A 25,591-nucleotide genomic window follows, 5' to 3' on the forward strand; every position below is an offset into this window, starting at 1 on the left:
TTTCCTGAGCAGTTCAGTCCGGCTTCAGATGCCTGAAAGCCGGACTGAACTGCCCTTACTTTTGCTTTATCTGTCCCGCTATCCATCTCTGTATGCTCTTCATTCCACTCCTCTTAAATCACGTTGAGATTCCCTGCTATGAAACCTCAGTAACGTAATCCGCTATGCTGTCGGTCGTGAATCACCTGGTCAGCGATCACGCCCGTTGCAGATTACGTTCAGCTCAGCGTTTCGTCAGCGGAGCGGGGGTGATCCGGGCGGATTCTGAACCAGATCGCGTACATCGCTGGCAGGAATACCAGCGTAATCAGGGTACCGCCTAACGTACCGCCAATCAGGGTATAGGCCAGCGTTCCCCAGAATACGGAGTGCGTCAGCGGAATGAAGGCCAGAATGGCAGCCATTGCCGTCAGCAGCACCGGACGCGCACGTTGTACCGTTGCTTCCACCACCGCATCAAAAGGCGAGAGTCCTTCATGTTCATTATGGTGAATCTGGCCTATCAGGATGAGCGTGTTACGCATCAGGATGCCCGATAGCGCTATCAGTCCAACCAGTGCATTGATGCCAAACGGCTGGTTAAAGAGAAGTAGCGTCGGCACCACACCAATCAGTCCCAGAGGCGACGTCAGAAAGACCATCACCATCGCCGACATCGAACGCACCTGCAGAATGATAATCAGCAGCGTCATGGCGATCATAATCGGGAACAGCGGTGCCATTGCTTTGGTCGCTTTACCAGATTCTTCAATCGAGCCCGCCTGTTCAATGCGGTAGCCCGCTGGCAGTGAATCGATGATGGGCTGCAACGCGTTGAGCATCTGCTTTGAGACATCCGGCGGCTGCAGATGCTCAGCAATATCACCGCGCACCGTCAGCGTCGGAGTGCGATCGCGGCGACGCAGAATCGGATCTTCCATGCGTACGTCAACGTCGCCAATCTGAGAGAGCGGAATACGCTGACCTGAGGAACCGACTAAGGTAAAGCCCGCTATTCTGGCCGGATCGAGGCGGATGTTACCCGCTGCGCGTCCCATAACCTGCACGGAGCGGATATCTTCACGCACTGAGGTAATCGGAATGCCAGAGAGCAGGAACTGAAGCTGCTCTGCCACCGCATTCGATGTCAGCCCCACGGCCTGCAGGCGATCCTGATTAAGCGTGAAATGCAGCGTCGGCACCTTTGGACCCCAATCTGTATTAACTGTTCTCATCAGCGGACTGGCCTGTAGCACTGCCTCTACGTCGGCTGCGATGGTGCGCAACGTGTCGGCATCCGGCCCCATGATGCGATATGCTACCGGATAGGGCGAGTAGGGACCAAACACCAGTTGAGTCACGCGGATGCGCGCCTCTGCTGCAAGTCCATCAGCCGCCGCCTCGCGTAACCGCTGCTTAAGTGCTTCGCGCGCTTCCTGGCTGTCCGTCAGCACAACTATTTTTGCAAACGAGGGGTCAGGCAACTCGGGAGCCATGGCCAGATAAAAACGCGGTGACCCTTGTCCGATATACGATGTGACGATTTTTGCCTCCGGCTGCTTCTGCAGCCAGGCTTCGATTTTTGCCGTCGCGTTGCTGGTCTCCTCAATAGCGGTACCATAAGGCATCTGGACTTCCACCAGCACTTCCGGGCGGTCAGAGGTGGGAAAAAATTGTGCGTTAACCATCCCCATGCCGAGCACGGCAAGCGTAAAAAGGGCCACCACCGAACCGGCTACCAGCCATTTACCTGCGATGACGCGGCCCAGAATATAACGGAAGCGGTTGTAATGGCGGGTGTTATAAATCGCGGTATGTCCTCCCGCCACCGTTTTGATCTCCGGCAGCATTTTCACGCCAAGATAAGGCGTAAACACCACCGCGACGATCCACGAGGCGATCAGGGCGATACCGACAATCCAGAACATATTGCTGGTGTACTCACCGGCAGTAGACTGTGCAAAACCGTTGGGCATAAAGCCCACAGCGGTAACCAGCGTACCCGCCAGCATCGGTGCCGCCGTATGACTCCATGCATAAGCAGAGGCTTTGATGCGGTCATAACCTTCTTCCATTTTGACCACCATCATTTCAATCGCGATGATGGCGTCATCGACCAGCAAACCCAGGGCAAGGATCAGCGAACCCAGCGTGATGCGATCGAAATTTTTGCCGGAAGCCTCCATCACAACAAACACGATAGCCAGCGTCAGTGGCACGGCTGCGGCGACCACCACACCAACCCGCCAGCCCATACTGACAAAGCAGACCACCATGACCACCAGCAGGGCGACAAAAAACTTGATCATGAATTCGTCTACGGCTGAACTGATGTTGACGGCCTGATCGGTGACCTTCGTCAGCGTCATACCCAGCGGCATGCCGTCATTAATTCTGGCCGTTTCCTCATCCAGTGCCTTACCGAGATCAAGGCCATTCCAGCCGTCGCACATAACGACGCCTAACAACAGCGCCTGTTCGCCCTGATTACGCACGATAAAGGTCGCCGGATCTTCATAGCCTCGCTCCACAGTCGCGACATCTGAAAGGCGCAGTGTTCGGCCCCCGGCAACGACAGGCGTCTGGCGAATCTTCTCCAGGGTGTCGAAGGCGCCATCAAGACGGATAAAAATCTGGGGACCGCTGGCATCTATTGAACCGGCCGGGGTCAGCACGTTCTGACTGTTCAGGGCAGAAAAGATATCCTGGGGAGAAATGCCGAGCGTGGCCAGCCTGTCATGAGAGAACGAGATAAAGATTCGCTCACTCTGTTCACCAATAATGTTGACCTTTTTTACGCCGGGTACATGCAGAAGCTGCTGGCGCAGCGATTCAGCATCCCTTGCCAGCAGACGCTGCGGCTCCCCCCTGGCCTTAAGCGCAAATAAGGCAAAAGTCACATCAGAGAACTCGTCATTAACCATCGGTCCGATAACGCCCGCGGGCAGGCTGCTGGCTTCATCACCGACTTTCTTGCGCGCCTGATAGAACTCTTCCTGTACCTGTGAAGGCGGCGTGCTGTCCTGCAGTGACAGCAGGGTAAACGCCAGACCCGGACGGGTATAGGTCTCACTGCGGTCGTACCACTTAAGCTCCTGCAGACGCTTCTCCAGCGGCTCAGCAACCTGATCCTGCATCTCCTGCGCTGTAGCACCCGGCCAGGCCGTGATAAGGGTCATCTGCTTGACGGTAAAAGGCGGGTCTTCCGCTCGCCCCAGTTCGAGGAACGACAGGATACCGGCGACAGTAATCAGAATGATCAGGAAGAGGGTAATCGAGCGCTCGCGCACAGCCAGCGACGAGAGATTGAAACGTTCCTTGCTCATGGATGACTCCCCGCGCTGCGCTCGTTGCCTTGCGGTGCCGTGCGCACTTTTTCACCCTCATGAAGCAGGTGCGCGCCAAGCGCAACGACCTGCTCACCCGGCTTGAGGTTTCCGACAACGCCGGCATTGTCATCCCCAAGGTTGATCACCTGCACCGGTCGCCATGAGACGGTTGTGGGCTGACCTGAAATGCCCCAGACGCCCGGCCCTTTCCCCGGATCGTAGAGCGCGGCTAAGGGCACGTTCATGACCGAAGCTTTGCTGGCGTTTTCCGCGATGTTAAGCGTGACGGTCGAGCCGAGCGGTGCATTAGCCAGTGAACCTTCCAGGACATATCTCGCTTCAAAGGTTCGCGTCACCGGATCAGCGGCATCGGATAGCAGGCGTAACCTGGCGGGCACCTGTTTATCGCCGGAGCCATAAAGCGTGGCCTGAGCATCGCTGTCCGGCGCAGGCCTGAGCGTCTCCGGTAATTGCACAATGGCCTCGCGCTGACCGGCTCTGGCGAGGCGGATAACGGCCTGTCCGGCACTGACCACCTGACCCGGTTCTGCCAGCGTATCCACGACAACGCCATCGGCGTCGGCCAGCAGCACCGCATAACCGGTTGCATTCTGCGCGACGCTGGCCTGGGCCTGTGCAGCTCTGAGATCGGCTCTTGCCGTATCGGCGGCGGCCTTTATCTGGTCGTAGGCTGATGCCGACACGGCACCCGTCGCGACAAGGCCGCGATAGCGCGCTTCATCCTGCGTGGCTTGCTTAGCCCGTGCCCGTGCTGCCTCCACAACCTGTTGCTGAGCCTGAGACTGCAGTGTCAGGTCAATCGGATCCAGACGCATCAGCGGCTGACCGCGTTTGACCGCCTGACCGGTATCCACCAGACGTTCAAGGATTTTGCCTTGTACTCTGAAACTGAGATCGCTTTGAATCCGGGCGACCACAACGCCGGTAAAGGCGTGGGTTCGTTCTATCGCGCTTACCACGATTGCAGTCCGCACCAGAGGAGCCTGGGTACGGGGATCGTCGCGGGTGGAAGGTTCACCGCAGGCCACCAGGGCCAGCGGCAACACGTAAACAGCAAGGGTGGCGGATTTAAGCCTGAGCATGAGTTCCCTTAAAGCGGTAACAGGATAGTTTGCGCATTTTCATTCCTGTGACCAAATAAGTCAATGGTCACAAATGACTGAATTTTCGTCATGAACAGATCAAGATATGTCACCGTGAAGGGGTTATTAAAAGGGTCATGGCAGCTGAAGAGGGGTGATATCAGGGGATGAGGGCAAAGAGAGCGGTTCCTGGACGCCTTGCATTTTTTGGGCGGCCCGCACAGTGCATTTGTGAATGCTCAGGAGATCGGCATCGGCAAAGTTTGCACCCTAACGTCAGTGATCCTGATTGACAGGAAGTGACCATTGTTTGATTAGGTCACTGAGTGTGAGTGATGTCAGGCATAACGATGTTGCTCCAGCATTAGCGGAAAGCGACGTCTGAGTAGCGATTAACGCACACCTGCCACTCTGTAAGGACAGCCCATCGCCGCCGTACCTGCTGCCTGCCGGTTCTTATTAAGCCGCATCCGTAAAACCTGCAATATGTGAACGATTAGTAAATTTCTTTGCCAGCGGATATAACATATTGATAACCCCGCATCGCAGAGAAAAATATGGCGCTTTCACACGAGTTAATCATGATCTTTACGACCTATTTTGTCGCTACGGCCAGCCCTGGGCCGAGCAATATGGCGATAATGGGGACAGCGATGAAAAAGGGCAGAGGTGCCGCGCTGGCGCTGGCTGCGGGTGTCGTGAGTGGTTCGATGATCTGGGCGCTGCTCGCAGCCTGCGGTGTGCTGACCGTGCTGACAACCTTTGCTCAACTACTGATTGCGTTAAAAATTGGCGGCGGAATATATCTGCTCTGGCTGGCGTTTAAAGCCGGTAAATCTGCATTACGCCGCACGGAAGCCGGTGAATTTAAAACCAGCGATACCCGGGTCGCTTATGGCAGCCTGTTCCGTCAGGGTATCCTGATGCATATCGGCAACCCCAAAGCGATTCTGACCTGGGTGGCGATTATGTCATTTGCCCTTAAACCGGATGCGGTCGCCTCGACGTTACCGATGATCATCTGCGGCTGTGCGGCGATCTGCATGGTTGTATTCGGTGGCTATGCTTTGCTGTTCTCGACAGCTGTAATGAGCGCTTTTTACCGCCGCATTCGTCGCGGGCTGGATGCACTGTTAGCCTGTTGCTTTGCGCTGGCAGGATTGAAACTGGTCTTCAGCCGCAACTAATTACAGCTAATGATGGCGGAACGTCATCCGTTTTGACTCATCACCCGGAACGATCAGGTGATGAGCCGAAGCGGCAGAGGCGATGCAATCCGATAGCCCGCGCACAACCCCGAATCCTGATTCAAAAGGCGAAAAATGAAAGGCTCATGTCTGTGTGAAACCGTTGTTTTTGAGATTTCGGTAACCCCCACGCTCTATTACCGCTGTCACTGTTCTCTGTGCAGAAAGCAGACCGGAACCGGTTATAACCTGGCAACGCTGATAAAAGAGCGTGATTTTGCCTGGATAGCAGGCGAAAGCCAGATCGCGTCGTGGCGTAAACCGACAGGTTATCGCACTGACTTTTGCGTCAGCTGTGGTTCTGCCGTTCCAAACCGATTGCGCGACCGGTCTTACATCTGGCTTCCGATCGGCTTACTGAATACTCCAGTCGCGATGCACTGCATAGGGGATTATTGTACCGATGACGCCATGCCGTGGGACCATACCCGCTCAGAGACTAATCATGCGGGGCCAGTAACGTCGCTGAATGCACTGCTGACGAGCTTAAAGATTGTTGATTAATCACAGCGGTGTGGGTTACTTATTTTTTAACTTTAAGCCCCAGTATTCTGAACAGGCTTTAATCTCGTGTGGAGAATGAAGCAGAACTTTTGGCAATCTGACCTGGTCGTAAAGCGTCTGATGATACTTACGATTCTGCGGGGCAGTACGGATAATATATTTCAGCATCTCCAGGGTTACGGACTCTCTGCTCATCCCGAGCCCCCCTATTCGCGGTGTCGATGAATAACACCTGCGAATATAACGCAGCAGTGCTACGGTCACTTTTACATCCAGAAGAATCAATCCCGTGGCATGAGCAAAGCGTTCCTCAATGCATTTTGTATAATTCCCCTCCATCACCCAATTTTTCTGACTCACTGCATCTGCATGCAAATGGTGAAATGCTTCCAGTGCTCTGGGAATCCATTGACTATTCGGAAGATGGTAAAGTTGATCAAGATGAACAACAGGTAAATTCGTTTTGCGGGAAATAGCCTCAGCTAAGGTAGATTTACCACTGTTTGAAGGACCCATAATACAAATGCGTGGTCCCAGCGCCTCTAAAGTGAGTGCACTATTCACTATATCTCCTTTGAATTTTCCCTTCTTAAATGAATAACGGCCTGCTGACATGATGCTTTTCTATGCAACTTGCAAGGTTTAAATCTCAACTGGAATGTGTTGACCTGCGAGAGGCGTAAATAAAGGCTGCTGAAGGCATTATGAATCAAAATCATGTCAAAGCGTATCTGATGATCTGGTTTTCAAATAATCCACCCTCCTCACGGATTGTATTTTTTTCGGTAAAGATTTGTTACATCCTGCCGATTAATTACTCAATCAATCAAACCGTAGAGGGCATTATGGTACTAATCAATGGACTTACAGACGGCGTGGCAAATAGCTATGTCGCTTCCGGCGCAATCAAATCATCTTCAGGCGACAATACCGAGTCTATTACCGGAAAAAGGCTTCCCGACACTGTAGTTATCATCTCTCAGGAGGCAAGAGACCGCCTGATGCAGGTCGTTACTGAACCTGTCTCCGCTGAACAGCAGGATAAAACCCTGAACGATCTGCTGGCAAGCCGATCAGCTCATCAGGGACCCACGTTTAATCTCGGTTATGCGCTTTTCAACGATCCCTATACAAACTGGGATGCAAGGACATTCCGTCCGCTACTGGATATGACGACAGATAACACCCAGGCCAGTATGGATGAATTTGCGGGTGCGCTTCATCAGGTGCTCGCTGAAGGTCAGGTGGGACAAAATCAGTACGATAACAGTGATACCTCTGAAGCGATGGCAATAACGTTGATGCAGGTGAAACTGCACAAACTTATTGAGAAATATGTTCCGGATGACAAGCGGAAGCAGGCGACGGGCATTGTTGATGAAATGATCGACGGTAAAGTGGCATTCCGCGAAGAGCGCACGCTGCTGGGGGCACAGCAAAGGCTGGATATCGCGCATCAATATGGCACCCGTGAAATCGTGGCGGATGCGCGTGATTATCTCACCCAGGTAAAGAGCGGCTCCGCGCGGCCACAGAATGAACTGGCCAGAATGTTTGAAGCGACAAAATCGGGCAGTGACATGAACGCCATTTTCAGCGTGTTTGCCGATGTGATTCGTTCCACGCCGAATCCAGACAACAAAGCGCAACCCTCAATCGATGACGCACTTAAACAGCTGGAGATTTATCGCCAGCAGTGGCAGGCGTTCGCTGATAAATACATCGCTTAAACAGTGTTGATCCTGCGGCTGGGGGCTCTTTCGTGGCAATAAAGCCATCCTGAGAGCCGCGTCTGCAGGATGGCTACGATGAGGCTGTTTAGTCAGATGAAATACTCTGATAAACCCGGCTTAAAACAAAAAGCACTGATTACACATTTACAAATTTAAATGTGTAAATATAATGGCGCCTCTTACACATCAGAGGAATTTTTGTCATGCCGTCACTGTTTACCCCCCTGAACCTGGGCGATCTCACACTTCGTAACCGCATTGTATTGCCGCCACTGACGCGTTGTCGCAGTGAACAGCCGGGCAATATTCCCGGCGAGTTGATGGTGGAGTATTACCGCCAGCGTGCCAGCGCGGGACTGATGATCACCGAAGGCACCCAGATTGAACCTCGCGGGCAGGGCTATGCATGGACGCCGGGGATCCACAGCGACGCTCAGATCGCTGGCTGGAAAAAGGTCACAGAGGCGGTACATCAGGAAGGCGCCACGATTTTTTGCCAGCTCTGGCACGTTGGTCGCGTCTCTCACAATGAACTTCAGCCAGGCAAGCAGGCTCCCGTTGCGCCTTCAGCCATCGCCGCCGATAACGTTCGGGTATTCATTGAAACCGGACCAGGCGCGGGGATACTGACCGCACCCAGTAAACCACGGGCACTGACCAACGCGGAAGTCAAAGAGATCGTGGCGCTTTACCGACGCGCGGCGGAAAATGCAAAAGAGGCCGGTTTTGACGGTGTGGAACTGCATTCTGCCAACGGTTATCTGATTAACCAGTTTATTTCGGAGCACACTAACTTCCGCACGGATGAATATGGCGGCTCAGCAGAGAATCGTCTGCGTTTCCTGCGTGAAGTTGTTGAGGCGGTCAGCGCGGTATTTGGCAGCCACCGTGTTGGCGTGCGGTTTGCGCCATTGTTTTCGAGTACTGACGAAGAGCGCGTCTATCTTGGCCTGGTTGAACGCGATCCCCATGCGACCTATATCCGCGCCGCGGAGTTGCTGAATGAGCTGGAAGTTGGCTATCTCTCTATTGCCGAAGCGGACTGGGATAATAGCCCGGATATGCCAGAGAGTTTCCGGGTTGCGCTGCGGGAAACATTCCGTTCTCCGATCATCTATTCTGGTCGCTACACGGCGGAAAAAGCACAACATATGCTTGATAAAGGCTGGGGCGATCTGGCGGGTTTTGGCCGCTCGTTTATTGCGAATCCCGATTTGCCGGCACGCATTAAAGCAGGTTATCCGCTGAATCCTGTCGATCACGCTTCCCTGTATGGCGGCACTGAGAAAGGCTATACTGACTATCCTGTTTTTCAATCCTGATCTTATGTGAGGCGGCATGTCCCCCGAAAATGCCCTGAAGTTACTGTCCAACCCGACCCGGGTGGCAGTACTAAAGTGGCTTAAAAATCCTGACGAAGCGTTTGCGGGCTATTCTCAGCTCTATCCCTTCGCTCAGTATGGCGTCTGTGCCACCCTCATCCAGGATAAGGCGGGCTTATCACAGCCCGCTACTTCGTTATGCCTGAAAGCCCTGCACAATGCGGGACTGGTCGAAGCCAGCAAAGTCGGGAAGTGGACCTATTATCGCCGCGCTGAACCACGTATTCGTGAAATAACCGACGTGGTGACACAATCGGTGCAGGCGCTTTAGGGCGCCTGCCGTTTCAGCACTTCTCTGTTATCTTATCTGCGAATGCTGAGTCTTTGCACTTACAGTAAACGCCTGCACCTATCCCTCGGATTTCTGACTCGTCTTCACGCACGCGGCTTGACGAAGCTGCCCGCTTAACTTACAACTAAAGCCGTCAGGGGAGTCTCGCCAGAGAGACTGAGAGGCTAATAGCGCAGTGCGCGGCTTAGCGACCCTTAGAACCTGACCCAGTTGATACTGGCGTAGGAAGACGGGTATCGCATCCGATACTTGCCGCAGGCGCGCGTTCGCGACGTCTTTGCCTATTCCCTCTGTATCACGGGTCTTCGTTAACCGATAACGAGGCCAAAGTGAAACATCTCATTCTTAATCACTCTCTTCCTCTCCGGTGGGCACCATGAGCCGCTGGTCGGTGCTGGGCAGCGGCGTTGCCGGGCTGTGTGTCGCCACGCTACTGCTGGAACGGGGAGAAGCCGTTGAAGTCATTACGCAGCCTGACTGTCGTGCCGCCTCGCACTGGGCGGGGGGCATGCTTGCGCCCTGGTGCGAAGCAGAAAGCGCGCCACACCAGGTCATCGAATGGGGCCAGCACGCTGCCGGATGGTGGGCGAAACGCGTCGACGGCGTGGAGCAGCAGGGCACGCTGGTGGTTGCGCCACCGCGTGACAGCCGCGAACTGACGCGCTTCGCCAGCATAACGGAGCAGCATCAGTGGGTCGTCCCCGGTGACATCGAACCGGCGCTGGAAAATCGCTTTGCGCGTGGCCTGTTCTTTGCCGCAGAGGCGCATCTTGATCCGCGCAGCGCACTGCAGCAACTGCGCGTCACACTGCAGGAGGCGGGCATACCCTTTCACAGCGGCAAACCCGGCGGCAAAATCATCGACTGCCGCGGCATCCACGCTCTTGATCAGCAGCCCGCTCTGCGCGCCGTGCGGGGCGAAATGTTGATCCTGCATACGCATGACGTTCAGCTCTCCCGTCCGGTCCGTTTGCTGCATCCGCGCTTTCCCTGCTATCTGGTGCCGCGTGCCGGAGGCCACTTCATGCTCGGCGCCACCATGGTTGAAAGTCACGACAGCAGCCCGATCAGCGCCAGGGCGATGATGGAGCTGATGAGCGCGGCTTACAGTCTGCATCCGGCGCTGGCTGAAGCACGGATCGTAGAGAGCGGCACCGGTCTGCGTCCCGCCTACCGCCAGAACCTGCCGGAAGTCCGCTATGAAAATGGGCGCTTCTCGTTAAACGGGCTGTACCGCCACGGCTTTTTACTGGCCCCGATTATGGCTGAAAAACTCATGCTGCAACTCACTCAGGAGATGACTCATGCGAGTTCAACTTAATGGACGCACGATTGAAACCAGCGCAACAACGCTGGCGGAACTTATGGCGGAGCAGCAGATCGACCCGCGCACCGTCGCCACCGCACTGAACGGTGAGTTTGTGCCGCGCAGCCGTTATGTCAGCCAGCAGCTTGAAGCGGGCAGCCAGCTGGAAATCCTGTCACCGATGCAGGGAGGTTAACCATGTTCTATCAATTCACTCCGCAATCCCGTTTTCTGCTTGGCACCGCCGGATATCCGTCACCCGACATTCTGCATCAGGCTATCGATGCATCAGGTGCGGAGATCATTACCGTCAGCCTGCGTCGTGAAGGCAGCGAAGGCGGTGCCTTTCGCACGCTGTTGCAGCAGCTCAACAAACGGATTCTGCCGAATACCGCGGGCTGCCATACGGTAAAAGAGGCGGTGACGACGGCACAGATGGCGCGTGAACTGTTCGACACGCCGTGGATCAAGCTGGAAGTGATTGGTCATGCCGACACGCTGCAGCCCGATCCCTTTGCGCTGGTTGAAGCGGCCCGGATCCTCTGCGCTGATGGCTTCCAGGTATTTCCCTACACCACCGAAGATCTGATTGTCGGCGAGAAGCTGCTGGAAGCGGGTTGTGAAGTGCTGATGCCCTGGGGCGCGCCAATTGGTTCCGGCCAGGGGCTGCGCAACATCGAGGGACTCCGCGCCATGCGTGCGTGGTTTAAAGATGTGCCGCTGATAATTGATGCGGGCATCGGTGCGCCAGGCCAGGCGGCGCAGGCGATGGAGATGGGTTTTGATGGCGTGCTGCTTAACACGGCGGTGGCAAAAGCGCGCGATCCGGTGCGGATGGCGGGTGCCTTTGCCGCCGCGATCCACGGCGGGCATGAGGCGTTTCAGGCGGGATTGATGGAGCAGCGCGACATGGCGTCAGCTTCAACACCCATTTTTGGTCTGGCACAGTTCTGAGGAGCAGCAATGGATCGTTATCAGCGACAGACCATATTGCCGGAGATTGGTGAAGCGGGGCAACAGCGCCTGAGCGGGGCAAGCGTGCTGGTGGTGGGCGCGGGCGGACTCAGCGCCACACTGCTGCCATTGCTGGCCGGCGCGGGCGTGGGGTTTATTCGGCTTTACGATGGCGATCGGGTTGAGCTGCACAACCTTCACCGGCAGACATTGTTTGGCATTGGGGATGTGGGCCAGCCCAAAGCAATCTGCGCGCAGCGCGCGCTGGCGCAGCGAAATCCTGACTGCCACGTTGAGGCGCATCCCCGGATGTTGAGCGCCAGTCAACTGCCGCAGGCGCTGGAGGGGATCGTTCTGGTGGTGGATGCGGCGGATAACTTCGCCATTACCTATCAACTCTCTGACGCCTGCTCTCCGCGTGGTCTGCCGCTGATCTGCGCCTCGGTACTGGGTCGTAAAGGTTACGTCGGTGGATTCTGCGGCGGTGCGCCCGGTTATCGTGCGCTGTTTCCTCAGTTGCCGATGGCTTCGGGTAATTGCAACACGGCTGGCGTAATGGGGCCTGCGGTAGCAACACTGGGCGCGATGCAGGCGCAGATGGTGCTGAGCGTATTGCTGAAACTGACGCCGTCGCCGCTCGGCTGCATGATCCACTGCGACTTTGTGGACTGGCACGTCAGGCAATTCCGCTTTGATGACGCGCCTGAATCCGACGCGCCGGATATCCCGTTTATCGATAAGCCGATGCTCAGTGAGGACGATTGCATTGTGGAACTGCGCAGTCCCGAAGAAGCGCCGGTCAGTGTGGCCGAACGGGTGCTACGCATTCTGCCGCAGCAGATAGCGGCCTGGCAGCCGCCGTCCGATCGGCGCGTGGTGCTGGTGTGTGCCAGTGGCATGCGTGCAGCTCAGGCAGCAGAGAACCTTGCCGCACGGGGGATCACGCGGCTGGCGCTGATGGCGGCAAACACGCTGTAGCCTGCCGGTCTACACAACCTCGACCAACTGGAACGTCTCGAAAATCAGCTCCATTTCCTTATGGAAATAGCCTTCACACTCAAAGTAACGCTGATGCTCCTGGCGCCAGTGGTCGAGGCTGAGATCGCCTTCACCTTCCAGCATCGCCATCTCTGGCGTGACGCGGTCAAAACGCGTCAGGAACAGTCCGGTGGTACGGATCACGCAGACGGGCTGCTTTTCGCCGTTCAGCACAATGCTGTAACCACCTGGCTGCGGCAGTGCTTCCTGCTCCTGCCAGCTCTGCAACGAACCGCAGCTTGCTACCTTCTTTCCGGCAATAATCAGCGTTGCCAGCGCGCTGGCTAATTCCGGGGAATCACCGAATGCATCTGTGAAGGCACCCGGATATTTGTCCTGCAGTTGTTCCAGCGTCATCGACATCCGAAAATCCTCAATAAAATAAGCGCCTGACCGGCATAAATACAGGTCAGCGTCGCTGTTAAGATGATGGTGCAGCAGTGTAGATGCTGCTGATAGCGCTACAGCTTACCCGGCCTGCTCATGGGAAAACAGGCTTAATTTTCAGGAGATTGGGTTTGCGTGCGTGCGGGATTGCAGAGGAGAGATACAGTCTGACGCGGCCAGCTACAGCCGCGCACAATAACTAACGCATCAGGAAGCTCGCCCAGTGTTCAATGTCGTCACCGCTGCTGATGTCGGGTTGCACCAGACCGTTCACCATAAAGGTGGGTGAAACGTGAATACCATTCTGACGGGCATATTTGCAGTGCCATTTAATTGCATTCTGCAGATCGGGCTGATCAAATGCGGCGCTGGCATCCACGCCGCTGTACTCTTTCAGGCGCGCCAGAATCTGGTTCGGCGTTGCATCCCGATTCGGGCCGGTACAGTGATCGGTAAACTCAAACTCTTCGCGATGATCGGCGACGGCCTGCATCACCGTCTTCGCCGCCTCTTTACTGTCGCTGGCGGCGGCAAGGATATAACGCACAATCACGCCGGAATAGAGGTGCCACGGCTGTGATTGCAGGCGAATCTTCAGGGTCATCTTCTCTTCACCCACGTGCGCCAGTAACGCGTCAAATTTATTGAACGCGCGTACCGAAAAAGGGCAGGTGGGTTCCAGAAAGACTTCAAAGATTGCGGGACCGTGGCCCCAGACCAAGACATCAGCATGCTGACTCATCGTAAACTCCTTAAAGATAAACGGAACGGGAAGTGTCCTTACCCTGGCAAATTCGCATCACATCAGCCAGTTAAGAATCAGCTGCAATTGTTACAAAAAACAGCAATCAGCGGCTGACCTGCGCGTAACAGGCGACAGCCAGGGCCATTAATCGTTAGAATTATCGGCTTTGGCATTCTCAACAGCTGGCCCTGCATCGTCACTTGCGAGCAGCTATAGTTATCTGCAGAATTTGCTCGACCGAATGATGAAGCCATTTCTGCTTTTTGCCTGCTGATCGTCTGCCTGGGACCGATAAGCGTTAGAAGAGGTTGATTTTGTATACCGATCTTACCTGGAAAATTCTCCATCGCGTCATCAACAAGACGATCTCTGACATGCTGGATGAGCAGCAGAGTATTGACGTGTTATCACTGCGCGCACGGCTGCATGAGCTGGCTGAAAAAGAGGAGGATGAGGTCATGGTGCTCTGTTACTGGCAGGCGAGTAAAATTCTGCTTCGACTCCCCACCACCGTGACAGCCAGTCAGTTGATGGTTGCCGCACGTCACGCTTTTCGCACGCCGATGGATCATGATCGGCTTTAAGTTCTCCTGCCCGGCGACGGGCGAGCCAGACATTCATCTCAGATTATTTTCGGAGCAGGGATCTGAGCCTCGTAATGATCGTGGCGGGCAACTATTCAGGACGTCCATCCATGGCTTTATTGTGATTAATTTCTAAGTATATTCTCATTCTGGAGTCTTTATTTTTTCAATGTAAATAGAATGCGCTACAGAAGTGAATATAATAGCTGATGAGTGCAGTGAAAAGGTCAGTTAATACTTTTCTTAAATTGTCACAGGTTGATCCAGAACAATAAAAGAGGTTGTTATATTTCCTGAAGGGAAAAGGGAAACGTCTGTTTATCTTTTATATAGTTATGCGCCATTAATATGCTGGCAACATAATAAACTCCGGGTTGTTATGTTGGCGCATTTAATAAATGCATATCTATCCATCAGGTGGTGACCCCAGCCACTTTGTATGTATTGAAAAGAGACAGGTTTGATGAATATCAGAAAACGTATTCTGCCAGTGGCACTGGCTGGACTTATGATTTCCGGATCGGCATTAGCAGCAGCAACTGACGGCCCATCACCGATGAATACTAATCCGGGAGCATCAGCCGGCACTCAGGGTGCAGGTGGCGAAGTGAAATTTACCGGTGAAATTACCGATGTTTCATGTGACGTTTCAACTGCCAGTAAAAAACAGAGCGTTGATTTAGGTAAATGGGCAAAATCCTATTTCGAGAGCCGCACCGAAACCACCCAAACCCCCTTCACTATTTCAGTCAAGGACTGCCCGGCATCGGTTACTAAAGTGGCTGTATTGTTCGATGGCGATAAAGACGCTGGGGATAATACCCTGCTGAAAGTGGCCGATGGAGGCGCTACCGGCGTGGGCATTAAACTTTACGAAGGGGACCGCAGCACGCCGATCGCAATTGGCTCCATCTCTAAAGGGGTCGATAAAATGGTGGAGACCGAAGAGGGCGGTTCTGCTGACCTGATTTTCTATGCCGATTATAAAAGTGATGGTGCTGAAATCGCAGTCGGTCCGGCCAACGCAGTTTCAAACTTCGTGATGGTTTATAACTGATAAATAGCAGGGGCAACCCTGCTTTTCCTTCTGAAGATTAATGGCGTAAATGGCTATGTTTAAGGTAATAAGACTTATTTCGCTTTTCTCTGCGTGTATGCTGAGCATGGCTGCTCATGCAGGTGTTGTGATGGGAGGGACGCGTATTATCTTTGTGGAAGGAAAAAAGGAGGCAACGCTTTCGGTCACGAATCAGGATAAAAATATGCCCTATCTGGTGGAGTCGTGGATAGAGAATTTCAATCCAGATAATCATTCCCGGGTGCCGTTTATTGTCACGCCACCGCTTTTTCGTCTCGATGCGGGAAAAGAGAATCTGTTAAGGATTAATTATCTGGGAATGCCGCTGCCGAAAGATCGTGAATCGGTGTTCTGGCTCAATGTGAAATCTATTTCACCCACACCACGCGATAAAAGTAATCAGCTGCAGGTCAATATTAAATCGAAATTCAAGCTCTTTTATCGACCAAAAGGACTGGAGGGAAATCCGGCTGACGCCTGGCAACAACTCTCTTTTCGCCATGAAGGCAGGCAGCTTATTGCGCATAACCCAACCCCTTACTTTGTCTCTTTTTATTCACTCAGCGTTAATCATCACACCATTCAGGACCCAGGCATGATTGGCCCGGGTGAGGATCGTCAGTGGACCGTCGCCGATTCCGGCGCAGTGACCTGGTCTGCGATTAACGACTACGGCGGCATCACCGAACAACGTACGCGCTAACTGTTTTTTTGATTTGAATCCGGGGCACTAACAGTGAAAGTCACTCCACAGGCTGAGACAGGCAAGAAAAGGCACGCGAAAACGTTTCACGCCTCTCCCTGGCTTGCAGGCGTTCCGGGTCTGATGCTGCTCATGTTCTGCCCGTTGCGTGGTGCTCGTGCGGATGACTACTTTAATCCTGCGGCGCTGGAATTTTCATCCGATCAACATAATGCCACCGATCTCCACTATTTCGCCCGTGAAGGCGGTCAGCAACCCGGTACCTATCATGTCACGCTGTTACTCAACAACCGGGTGATTGATAGCAGCGATGTCACTTTTGTGCAGGGCAGAAACGGGCTGGTTCCGCAACTGACGGTTGCAGAGCTTTCCGCAATGGGCGTCAACGTTGATGGCTTTTCCGCCTTCAGTCGCTTAAAGAACGGTGAGACCATTGACGAGCTGAGTGAATTCATACCCGATGCTGCGGCCGACTTTGATTTCGCGCATCAGCAGTTAAATCTTTCCATTCCTCAGATCGCCCTGAAAATAAAAGATCGCGATTATGTCGATCCTTCGCGCTGGGATGAGGGCGTATCGGCTGCTTTTGTAAACTATAACCTCACCGGAAGCAGCAGTCGTAATGAGAGCGACCGGTGGAATTCAACGCTGCTCAGCCTGCGCAGTGGAGCCAATTTTGGCGCATGGCGACTGCGTAACACCGCCACCTGGCGCTACGATCTGGTCAGCCACTGGCAATCCCAGACCACTTATCTGGAGCGGGATCTTAAGACACTGAAAAGCCAGTTTCGGGTCGGGGATACTTATACCTCTGGCGACGTTTTTGACAGCGTGCAGTTTCGCGGTGTGCAGATCATGTCTGATGACACCATGCTCCCGGAAAGTCAGCGCGGCTTTGCACCGGTGATACACGGCATCGCCCACAGCAATGCGCGGGTCACGGTGAGTCAGCATGGCTATGTGATTTATGAAACCGTGGTTGCACCGGGCGCATTCGAAATCAAAGATCTCTATCCCACCGCACAGAGCGGTGACCTCGACATCACTATCCATGAAAGCGATGGCTCGGTACGCACCTTCACTCAACCTTACTCTGCAGTGCCTTACATGCTGCGTCAGGGTCATCTGAAATACAGTGTCAGTGGTGGTCGTTACCATTATTCAGGCAGTAACAATCTGCGTTCACCTGAGTTTGTGCAGTCCACGCTGTTTTACGGACTGCCGCATGACTTTACCGCCTTTGGCGGCGTTCAGATGGCGCAGAATTATCACGCTGTAGCGATCGGTCTGGGTAAAAGTCTGGGCGATTTTGGCTCGCTGGGAACCGATGTGACCGTAGCCAAAACCCGTTTACCGGAGGGCCAGAGCAGCAGTGGTCAGTCAGTCCGCGCACAGTATCAGAAAAATTTCGTCTCGACGAATACCACCTTCAGCATGGCAAGCTATCGCTACTCCTCCAGCGGCTTCTATGCCTTCAGCGAAGCCAACGCGATGACCAGCCCGGCAAGCTACGTGGCTAACAAGCGCAGTCGCTCGGAGATTTCGATCTCGCAGGGTATCGGCGACTATGGCAGCCTTAGCGCTTCTGCCTATGTGCAACGCTACTGGCGATCAAATAGTGAAGATCGCACCCTGCATCTGGGTTTTTTCAGCAACTACAAAGCCATTTCCTGGGGCGTTGCCTGGTTTTACACCGACTCGACCAGCGCCCGTAAGGCTGACCGCGCGGTCTCGTTTAATGTCTCTGTTCCCTTCAGCGCCCTGCTGCCAGACAGCTCTGTCAGCTACAGCATGAACTCCAGCAACGATGGGGATGTCTCGCAGCAGGTCAGCCTGTCGGGCAGTGCGTTGCAGGACAACAACCTGCACTACAACCTGCAACAGGGCTATGACAGCCAGGGACAAAATCTGAACAGCAACGGCTCGCTGGACTATCGCGGCAGTCGCGGCAGCGTCAGTGCCGGGGTCAGTCATGATCGCCACAGCTCTCAGTTTAGCTATGGTCTTTCAGGCGGCATCGTCGCGCATGCACACGGCATTACGCTGAGCCAGCCGCTGGGCGATACCTTCGCGATCGTTCGTGTGCCCGATACGGCCGATGTGGGTATTGAGAGCAGCAGCAATGTGGTCACCGATGGTCGCGGCTATGCGATTGTGCCATCTCTCTCGCCCTACCATGAAAATGCTATCGAACTGGCAACTGACACGCTGCCTGACAACGTTGATGTGGAACTGGATGGACAAACGGCCATCCCGACCCGCGGAGCGATTGTGATGGCCGACTACGCCACCCATGTGGGTAACCGGGTGCTGTTCACGCTGACCTGGCAGGATGCCTTCCCGCCATTTGGTGCGGCAGGTCAGATTGCCCGCGCCGCAGAGGGTAAAGAGGGCAGTACGAGCGGCATCGTCGCTGAAAAAGGCGAACTTTATCTGAGTGGGGTACCCGCTCAGGGTGTTATCGAAGTGAAATGGCAGGAAGAGGGGGTGGAGAAAAGCTGCCGCGCGCCGTTCCGCCTGCCTGCCGCCAGCGGCACGAACCCGGTCAGACTGGTCTCGGCCGTTTGCCAGTAATTCACAGGAGTTTAAGATGAAATCAGTTCTGCGTTTAGTGAAAGGGCTAATGCTAATCATCCCGACATTGTGTGCTTTACCTGCACTGGGGCAGGAGTCCTGTCAGGGCGTCAGCCAGGTGGTCGTTCAGGTGCATAACGTCAACTATGTGCCAGGCGCAGCTGATGGCACACCCATTTCTGCGCAGATGCCGCTGCAGAGTGCCAATGCCTTTACCTGTAACAAAAACAGTGGCGAGCAGGGCTATAACTACAAAGATATGGGGTTTGAAATTAATGCTGAAGAGTCCGGCTTGCAGACCAATATTGCGGGCGGGCACAATACGCCGATATACCGTGTTCCGGGGGTCGAGAGCATCGGGTTCGCGATTGGTTTCAAGGAGCCGTCTTATTGCGGTGGCAGTTTCGCTGATACCACCGGTAAGGGCAAAACCAGCTCGATCTGTAACTCTCAGACCAGCCCACAGTTCAATTCTGCCCACGACATAACCCTTCAGTCCTATGTGGTGTTCTATAAAATTCCCGGACAGAGTTCGCCGCTTAATCCTGGCGAGCAACCCGCCTCTGTCGGTGAGGTGAACGTTGGCAATGCCAGCTTAAAGGTCGGGGACAGCGCAGCAAGCAGCCAGCCAATCAATGACAAGCCGCAAATTTTCCTCTCCAGCTTTACCGTGCAGTATGGCAGCTGTTCTGTGGTCACCTCCCAGTCCGCCATTAATGTGGACATGGGAAAAGTGAGTAAGGCGGAATTCAGCGGTATTGGCAGCCGGGCAGGAAGCGAAAAAGGCTTTCAGATTCAGGTGATGTGTGAGCACAGCGCAGCCGTCAAAGTCGGCTTCTTTGGGATGGCTACATCAGGCGATAAAGATGCCATCAGCCTGACGCCGCAGAGCAACTCAGCGTCCGGCGTGGGCATTGCGCTGACCTATGGACCCGGTCTGCAGGTCCCGGAAGGTCAGCGCGTGCCGCTGAATGTTTCAACCGACCAACTGCCGGTGCTGACGACGGTCTCTTCTCCCTACCAGGCGGCGTCGATGGCGTTTAACGCACAATATATTCAGACTGACGGGCAGGTGATGGCGGGAAAAGCGGACGGCACAGTGACGTTCAATCTCGTTTATAATTAACAGGCACAGGCTGTGCATCACTGGCGAATGTCGCGTGATGCTGGCTGTAGGTGTTTCTGCCTGGAACATTGCGTCCGCTCAGCATCGCTGTATGGTGCGTCTCCTGCAGCAATCGTTAAAACCCGCTAACCCCGACCCGCGGTTTTCCCTAATCTCTGTTAAGATAATTCCTCTGCGCCACTTTGCAGGATGCATGTTCGGGAGAAGCTATGTTGTGGATTTGGAATGCCCTGATTGTTCTGGTCACCGTTATCGGCATGGAGATAACGGCGGCGCTGGCGCACAAATATATTATGCATGGCTGGGGGTGGGGCTGGCATCTGTCACATCATGAACCACATAAGGGCTGGTTCGAGGTTAACGACCTCTATGCGGTGGTGTTTGCAGGCCTGTCGATTTTACTTATTTATCTGGGCAGCACGGGCATCTGGCCGTTGCAGTGGATCGGCGCAGGGATGACGCTCTATGGCCTGCTCTATTTTATCGTCCATGACGGTCTGGTCCATCAGCGCTGGCCTTTCCGCTATGTGCCACGCCGGGGTTATCTGCGCCGGCTTTATATGGCACACCGCCTGCATCATGCCGTACGCGGCAAAGAGGACTGTGTTTCGTTTGGTTTTCTCTACGCGCCGCCGCTGTCAAAACTGCAGGCGACGCTCAGGGAACGTCACGGCGTTAAACGGGGCGCTGCCAGAGATAAGCCGGGCGCGGAGCAGGACTCGCCATCCGGGAAGTAACCGCCTGACCGGATGCCGCCACCAGCATGACCAATTTCTCTGGCGTGCTGGTGGACTGACGTTGATCCCACGCCTGTGCACCCGCCTCAACCACTTTCATCCCAATCTTACGATAGACCTGTTTTGCTGTCGCAATGGCCCACGCTGAACGCAGCGGTAAACCGGGTAACCCAGCCGATGCCGATCGATAATAGGGCTCTGCCGTCTCCACCAGCCGGCGGGCAACGCGGCTGAGTGCCTTGCGATTGCGCGGGTCCGCCAGCGTCTCCCGTGTCAGCCCCTCTTCAGCCAGCCACTCTGCGGGCAGATAGCAGCGTCCCGTTTCGGCATCTTCAACGATATCGCGGGCAATATTGGTCAGCTGAAACGCCAGACCGAGATCGCAGGCGCGATCCAGCGTCGCGTTGTCGCGCACGCCCATAATCTGCGCCATCATCAGGCCCACCACGCCCGCCACGTGATAGCAGTAGCGCAGCGTATCATCCAGCGTCTGATAGCGGGTCTCATGGACATCCATCGCAAAGCCTGCCAGATGATCAAAAGCGTAAGCTGGCAGAATATCGTGCGCCATCGCGACCTCCTGAAAGGCGGCAAAGGCAGGCTCATGCATCTGCGAACCGGCGTAGGCCTGGCGGGTTTTCATCTCCAGCTGCGCCAGGCGCTGTTCGGCGGATTGCAGTGACGGCGTATCGTTGCTGAATCCCAGCACCTGATCGTCAATCACATCATCACAGTGACGACACCACGAGTAGAGCATCAGCACACTGCGTCGGGTTTTGGCATCAAACAGTTTTGATGCCGTGGCAAAGCTTTTCGAGCCCACTTCCATGGTTTCTACGGCATGATCGAGCAGTGACGGACTATTCAAGCCAGATCCTCCAGCATCAATCCTGCGGTGGCCTTGGCCGAACCAATCACCCCTGGAATGCCCGCGCCAGGATGGGTGCCCGCGCCGACCAGATAGAGATTGTTAATATTTTTATCGCGGTTGTGGGGCCGGAACCAGGCGCTTTGCGTCAGAATCGGCTCGACCGAAAACGCCGAGCCCTGATACGCATTCAGTTCATCGCGGAAATCAAACGGCGTGAACATGCGGTGCGTCACCAGCTGACTGCGCAGGCCCGGCATGTAGTGCTGTTCCAGATAGTCGAAGATGCGATCGCGCAGGCGCGGTCCTTCCACGGCCCAGTCGATATCGGCGGTGCCGAGGTGCGGCACCGGTGCCAGCACGTAATAACTGCCGCAGCCAGCGGGTGCCAGTGACGGATCGGTCACGCAGGGCGCGTGTAGGTAAAGCGAGAAGTCCTCTGCCAGGGCATCTTTGTTAAAGATCTCATCAATCAATTCACGGTAGCGCGGGCCAAAGCAGACCGTATGATGCGCGAGCTGATCGTGATGATGATTCAGACCAAAATAGAGCACAAACAGCGAGTTGCTCATGCGCTTGTTCTGCAGGGATTTTCCCCTGGCCACCGCGGCGGGATGCTGACTCAGCAGTTCACGGTAGGTATGAACCACGTCCGCATTAGAGGCCACCGCGCGGGTCGGGAATACGCGGCCATCTTTCAGGTGCACAGCGGTAATTTTATTTTCCTGCGTCTCCAGCCGGGCAACGCTGGCATTCAGCTCCACTTCGCCGCCCAGATCTTCAAACAGCTTCACCATGCCCTGCACCAGGGCACCCGTGCCGCCACGCGGGAACCAGACGCCCCATTCACGTTCCAGCGCATGAATCAGGGTATAGATTGACGAGGTGGCAAACGGGTTTCCGCCTACCAGCAGCGAATGGAAAGAGAACGCCTGACGCAGATGCTCATCTTCAATATAGCTCGCCACTTTGCTGTAGACGCTGCGCCACGCCTGCAGTTTAGCCAGCTGAGGCGCGGCACGTAGCATGTCGCGGAACGACAGAAACGGCACGGTCCCAAGCTTCAGATAACCTTCCGCAAACACCGCTCGGGAATAGGCCAGAAAGCGACGATAGCCTTCAACGTCGCGCGAATTAAATGCGCTGATCTGCGCCTCCAGCGCGGGCTGATCGTTGTCATAACTGAATACCTTGCCGGACTCCCAGCAGAGGCGATAAAACGGCTTCACCGGCAGGAGTTCGACATAGTCATAAAGCTTCTTACCTGCGAGGTTGAACAGCTCTTCAATAGCGCTGGGATCGGTAATCACCGTGGGGCCAGCATCAAAGGTAAAGCCCTGATCCTCGTAGACATAAGCGCGGCCGCCAGGCTTGTCACGCTGCTCCAGCAGTCGCGTAGGGATCCCTGACGCCTGAAGGCGAATGGCCAGCGCCAGACCACCAAAGCCTGCACCAATTACTGTCGTTCTGTTCATTGCATCGCCTGTTGACGGTGAGGAGTCATAATAGCCTGTAGCGCAGCCAGTACGGGAACCGGCGGCTTGCCGCTTAAGATGCGCAGCCGATCAGACACAGTGAGTTTTCCCGCATAAAAACGGGCAATCAGACCTTCGGGAAGGCCGTAAAAACGTTGCATAACCTGCCAGCGCTGGTCAGCCGGACCCGCCAGAAACAACATCCGGTTCAGCATCCGGAAGAAGCGCTGCTGCTGCCAGGTGTGACCGGCAAATTGCGCAATGGTGGCGTGCAGGGTCTCTGAGGTGAACGACTGCATCTGCGCAAGCCGGTCAGCCAGAGCGACCGCCAGCGGCAGCGAGTAGCCGGTGGTGGGATGGAATAACCCGGCACGCAGACCGCTGCAGGGCTGATCGCGTGTCTGCCAGAAAGCGTCCACGTCGCCGGTCAGCGTAATCGGCAACGCACCCTGTTCTTCACGCAATAGCTGTTTTAACTGCCAGCCCTGCTGAGCGGCATAGTCACGGATATTCTGACGGGCACGATCGCCTTCCAGCGTGGCGTTATCAATATAGTGGGTATCTTCAATCAGCAGCGTATCCGCCGAAAAGGGCAGGCTGTAGACAAAGCGATAGCCTGACTGCTGATCCACGGTCGCGTCCATGATGATCGGTGCGGTCAGGCCATGAGGTGAACTGAGCTGCCACTCCTGACCCACAAACGCCTGGAAGCCCATGCGCAGCGCACCATCGGGCTGATAGCCGCGTCCATCGATCACTGCGTCAGTTTCCAGCACCCGGTCATCCGCCAGCGTGACCGAGCGTGAAGCAATGCTCGCCACGCGGGTGTTCAGCAGCAGATCCGGCGCAAACCGGTCGCGGATAACCTGCGCGAAGCGCTCTGCGGTGACGCAAAAATAGCCGCTGTTAAGGGTACGGTTTCGTTGCGGAAAGCGCACCTCATAACCGGGCCAGTGATGAACCACCAGCGGAGCAATCCAGTGATGCTGCGTGTCGGTGAGATCGTCCGCATGAAACGACCAGGTATGATGCGCGCCAGGCTCACTTTCTGCATCAATCAGCAAAATGCGCAGTGAAGGGCGCTGCTGGCGTAAACGCAGGGCGATTAAGCCATTAGCCAGCCCTGCGCCCACCAGAATCAGATCATACCGCGGCATAATCTCTCCTGGTGATGACCGGTTTGCGGGTCTGCATCGCCTGCTCGACGATATCCGCCGCCAACGTTGTGCCGCCCGCCTGACAGAGCGCAGTGCGCAGTGTTTTCATCTGCTGGCCGTAGCTTTCATCAGCCAGCAGGGTCTGAAGCTGACGGGCCATCGCGTGGCTGGTGGTGAAGCGTGAAGCGCGACGTCCGATACCGTGCCAGACCACTCTGGCCGCGACGCCTGGCTGATCAAAGGCCAGCGGAATCGCCAGCAGTGGCGTCAGATGGTTAACGGCATCCAGCACGGTATTCATGCCACCGTGGGTAATCGCCAGATCGGCCTGCGCCAGTGCGGCAGCCTGATCGGCAAAATCGACCACCTGTACATGGCTGGACTGCGCCAGTTTTTCCGCCTGAAACGGTGACAGGCGACCGCAGTGCGCCAGCAGCAACTGCGCGTCGATCTCCTGGCAGGCGCGAACGATGGTTTTAAACAGGCCGTAGCGATGTCCCTGCAGCGTACCGAGTGATGCGAAAATGCGCGGTCTGTCGCCGTGCGGGAAGTAGCGTGGCTGCGACGCGGCAGGCGCTGTTACCGCTGCACGCAGCGGGCCGACCGAATGAAAATGGTCGGGCAACGCCTGGCGGGGGAAATCGAGTTCCGGCATCAGCTGGCTGATCTGCGCCAGGGGTGAAAAGCAGTGATGCAGCTTTTCCCGTGGTGTTAATCCCATCGCATGGGCATTGCGGGCGATAACGCGATCGTGACGGCGCATCAGCCAGTCATAGATCTTTTCACTGGCGCGATAGCGTTCGCGTGCCTGATCGGTGTTTGCATAGTCAAACGGCATCACGGCCAGCGGAAAATCGGGTTCGCGGTTAAGTGGCAGCGCACAGGCCACAGAGACGTAGGGCAGGTTCAGAGACTCTGCTGCCAATGCACCGGCTGGCTCCATCTGATCGACGATCACGCCATCAATCGCCAGCGTCTTCATCGCCACCGGTAGTTCACGGCAGAGCATCTCTGTGCTGCGGGCCATCTCATTGATTAACTTAAGCATCGACGGGCCAAGAGGATGCGCCGCCAGCTGCAGGGTATGCGCCAGACTGCCTGCCGGATGCGAAGCGAGACCCAGCGGGAAAAAGCCGATCCTGCTGTCAGTCAGTAGTGCGCTGACATCCGTCTGCTGGAGAAAGGTAATCTGGTGTCCGCGTGCGATTAAGGCCTGGCTCAGATGCGTGAGCGCCTGCACATGGCTATAGAAGGGCGGTGCAATGACCGCAAAGTGGCTCATGCAGCATC

At 55.3% G+C, this 25,591-nt stretch carries 24 protein-coding genes and 1 riboswitch; of the genes, 15 read left to right on the forward strand and 9 right to left on the reverse strand.

The window, feature by feature from the left end; translation table 11 throughout:
• Positions 1-218: 218 nt before the first annotated feature.
• On the reverse strand, positions 219-3,305 hold the full coding sequence (locus IBT54_RS00145) for an efflux RND transporter permease subunit (protein WP_201251252.1): 3,087 nt from the start codon (positions 3,303-3,305) through the stop codon (positions 219-221).
• Positions 3,302-4,411, reverse strand: coding sequence for an efflux RND transporter periplasmic adaptor subunit (locus tag IBT54_RS00150; protein ID WP_095708058.1), 1,110 nt, complete (start codon positions 4,409-4,411; stop codon positions 3,302-3,304). Before IBT54_RS00150 ends, IBT54_RS00145 begins: the two co-directional genes overlap by 4 nt.
• 557 nt (positions 4,412-4,968) lie before the next feature.
• Between IBT54_RS00150 and IBT54_RS00155 the strand changes: the two genes are divergently transcribed.
• On the forward strand, positions 4,969-5,598 hold the full coding sequence (locus IBT54_RS00155; RefSeq protein ID WP_201251253.1) for a LysE family translocator: 630 nt from the start codon (positions 4,969-4,971) through the stop codon (positions 5,596-5,598).
• 135 nt (positions 5,599-5,733) lie between these two features.
• Complete coding sequence (locus IBT54_RS00160) at positions 5,734-6,162, forward strand: GFA family protein (RefSeq protein ID WP_095708060.1); 429 nt, start codon at positions 5,734-5,736, stop codon at positions 6,160-6,162.
• A 15-nt stretch (positions 6,163-6,177) separates the two neighbouring features.
• On the opposite strand, the gene IBT54_RS25050 is transcribed toward IBT54_RS00160, so the two are convergent.
• Positions 6,178-6,726 (reverse strand): AAA family ATPase, encoded by a 549-nt coding sequence (locus tag IBT54_RS25050; protein ID WP_370585050.1) that lies wholly within the window; start codon positions 6,724-6,726, stop codon positions 6,178-6,180.
• 281 nt (positions 6,727-7,007) lie between these two features.
• Here IBT54_RS25050 and IBT54_RS00170 point away from each other — a divergent pair, with 281 nt between their 5' ends.
• The 7 genes from IBT54_RS00170 to IBT54_RS00200 all read left to right on the forward strand — a co-directional run bounded on the left by IBT54_RS00170 (position 7,008) and on the right by IBT54_RS00200 (position 12,807).
• Positions 7,008-7,892: a hypothetical protein gene (locus IBT54_RS00170; RefSeq protein WP_201251254.1), complete on the forward strand. Its 885-nt coding sequence runs from the start codon at positions 7,008-7,010 to the stop codon at positions 7,890-7,892.
• Between the two features lie 206 nt (positions 7,893-8,098).
• Positions 8,099-9,217: an alkene reductase gene (locus IBT54_RS00175; protein WP_201251255.1), complete on the forward strand. Its 1,119-nt coding sequence runs from the start codon at positions 8,099-8,101 to the stop codon at positions 9,215-9,217.
• A gap of 16 nt (positions 9,218-9,233) precedes the next feature.
• Positions 9,234-9,548, forward strand: a complete 315-nt coding sequence (locus IBT54_RS00180) for a helix-turn-helix transcriptional regulator (protein ID WP_201251256.1) — start codon at positions 9,234-9,236, stop codon at positions 9,546-9,548.
• Positions 9,549-9,694: 146 nt separating this feature from the next.
• A riboswitch (TPP riboswitch) is annotated at positions 9,695-9,814 on the forward strand.
• A gap of 131 nt (positions 9,815-9,945) precedes the next feature.
• On the forward strand, positions 9,946-10,890 hold the full coding sequence (locus IBT54_RS00185; protein WP_201251257.1) for an FAD-dependent oxidoreductase: 945 nt from the start codon (positions 9,946-9,948) through the stop codon (positions 10,888-10,890).
• Positions 10,874-11,071, forward strand: coding sequence for a sulfur carrier protein ThiS (gene thiS / locus IBT54_RS00190; protein WP_061060877.1), 198 nt, complete (start codon positions 10,874-10,876; stop codon positions 11,069-11,071). Before IBT54_RS00185 ends, thiS begins: the two co-directional genes overlap by 17 nt.
• 2 nt (positions 11,072-11,073) lie before the next feature.
• Positions 11,074-11,829, forward strand: a complete 756-nt coding sequence (locus IBT54_RS00195) for a thiazole synthase (RefSeq protein ID WP_061060876.1) — start codon at positions 11,074-11,076, stop codon at positions 11,827-11,829.
• 9 nt (positions 11,830-11,838) lie between these two features.
• Entirely contained in the window at positions 11,839-12,807 is a 969-nt protein-coding gene (locus tag IBT54_RS00200; protein ID WP_201251258.1) for a HesA/MoeB/ThiF family protein, read from the forward strand.
• Between the two features lie 9 nt (positions 12,808-12,816).
• Here IBT54_RS00200 and IBT54_RS00205 read toward each other — a convergent pair whose 3' ends face one another.
• Together IBT54_RS00205 and IBT54_RS00210 are read right to left on the reverse strand one after the other, a co-directional pair.
• Positions 12,817-13,230, reverse strand: a complete 414-nt coding sequence (locus tag IBT54_RS00205; protein ID WP_201251259.1) for an ASCH domain-containing protein — start codon at positions 13,228-13,230, stop codon at positions 12,817-12,819.
• A gap of 223 nt (positions 13,231-13,453) precedes the next feature.
• Positions 13,454-13,996, reverse strand: coding sequence for a thioredoxin domain-containing protein (locus tag IBT54_RS00210; protein ID WP_013196136.1), 543 nt, complete (start codon positions 13,994-13,996; stop codon positions 13,454-13,456).
• Positions 13,997-14,313: 317 nt separating this feature from the next.
• On the opposite strand from IBT54_RS00210, the gene IBT54_RS00215 reads away from it, so the two are divergent.
• The 6 genes from IBT54_RS00215 to IBT54_RS00240 all read left to right on the forward strand — a co-directional run bounded on the left by IBT54_RS00215 (position 14,314) and on the right by IBT54_RS00240 (position 20,801).
• Positions 14,314-14,583 carry a hypothetical protein gene (locus IBT54_RS00215; protein ID WP_013196137.1) on the forward strand — a complete coding sequence of 90 codons (270 nt, stop codon included), beginning with the start codon at positions 14,314-14,316 and terminating at the stop codon, positions 14,581-14,583.
• A gap of 463 nt (positions 14,584-15,046) precedes the next feature.
• Positions 15,047-15,640, forward strand: a complete 594-nt coding sequence (locus tag IBT54_RS00220) for a fimbrial protein (protein ID WP_013196138.1) — start codon at positions 15,047-15,049, stop codon at positions 15,638-15,640.
• Positions 15,641-15,695: 55 nt separating this feature from the next.
• On the forward strand, positions 15,696-16,364 hold the full coding sequence (locus IBT54_RS00225) for a molecular chaperone (protein WP_041456560.1): 669 nt from the start codon (positions 15,696-15,698) through the stop codon (positions 16,362-16,364).
• A gap of 33 nt (positions 16,365-16,397) precedes the next feature.
• Positions 16,398-18,938 (forward strand): fimbria/pilus outer membrane usher protein, encoded by a 2,541-nt coding sequence (locus tag IBT54_RS00230; RefSeq protein ID WP_370585051.1) that lies wholly within the window; start codon positions 16,398-16,400, stop codon positions 18,936-18,938.
• Positions 18,939-18,954: 16 nt separating this feature from the next.
• Positions 18,955-20,064, forward strand: coding sequence for a fimbrial protein (locus IBT54_RS00235; protein ID WP_201251260.1), 1,110 nt, complete (start codon positions 18,955-18,957; stop codon positions 20,062-20,064).
• 209 nt (positions 20,065-20,273) lie between these two features.
• Complete coding sequence (locus IBT54_RS00240) at positions 20,274-20,801, forward strand: sterol desaturase family protein (protein WP_201251261.1); 528 nt, start codon at positions 20,274-20,276, stop codon at positions 20,799-20,801.
• Here the strand turns inward: IBT54_RS00240 and crtB are convergent.
• From crtB to IBT54_RS00260, 4 genes are read right to left on the reverse strand one after another with little or no spacing between them, the layout of a single operon-like run.
• Positions 20,740-21,669 (reverse strand): 15-cis-phytoene synthase CrtB, encoded by a 930-nt coding sequence (gene crtB, locus IBT54_RS00245; protein ID WP_201251262.1) that lies wholly within the window; start codon positions 21,667-21,669, stop codon positions 20,740-20,742. The two genes, IBT54_RS00240 and crtB, sit on opposite strands and share 62 nt — an antisense overlap.
• Positions 21,666-23,144, reverse strand: a complete 1,479-nt coding sequence (locus tag IBT54_RS00250; RefSeq protein ID WP_201251263.1) for a phytoene desaturase — start codon at positions 23,142-23,144, stop codon at positions 21,666-21,668. Before IBT54_RS00250 ends, crtB begins: the two co-directional genes overlap by 4 nt.
• Positions 23,141-24,301 carry a lycopene beta-cyclase CrtY gene (crtY, locus tag IBT54_RS00255; protein ID WP_201251264.1) on the reverse strand — a complete coding sequence of 387 codons (1,161 nt, stop codon included), beginning with the start codon at positions 24,299-24,301 and terminating at the stop codon, positions 23,141-23,143. Before crtY ends, IBT54_RS00250 begins: the two co-directional genes overlap by 4 nt.
• Positions 24,288-25,583, reverse strand: a complete 1,296-nt coding sequence (locus IBT54_RS00260) for a glycosyltransferase (protein WP_095708069.1) — start codon at positions 25,581-25,583, stop codon at positions 24,288-24,290. The genes crtY and IBT54_RS00260 overlap by 14 nt, the downstream gene beginning before the upstream one ends.
• Positions 25,584-25,591: the final 8 nt, after the last annotated feature.

It is taken from the genome of Pantoea sp. S62 (genome assembly GCF_016658625.1).
In the GTDB taxonomy this organism is placed as follows: Bacteria; Pseudomonadota; Gammaproteobacteria; order Enterobacterales; family Enterobacteriaceae; genus Pantoea; species Pantoea vagans.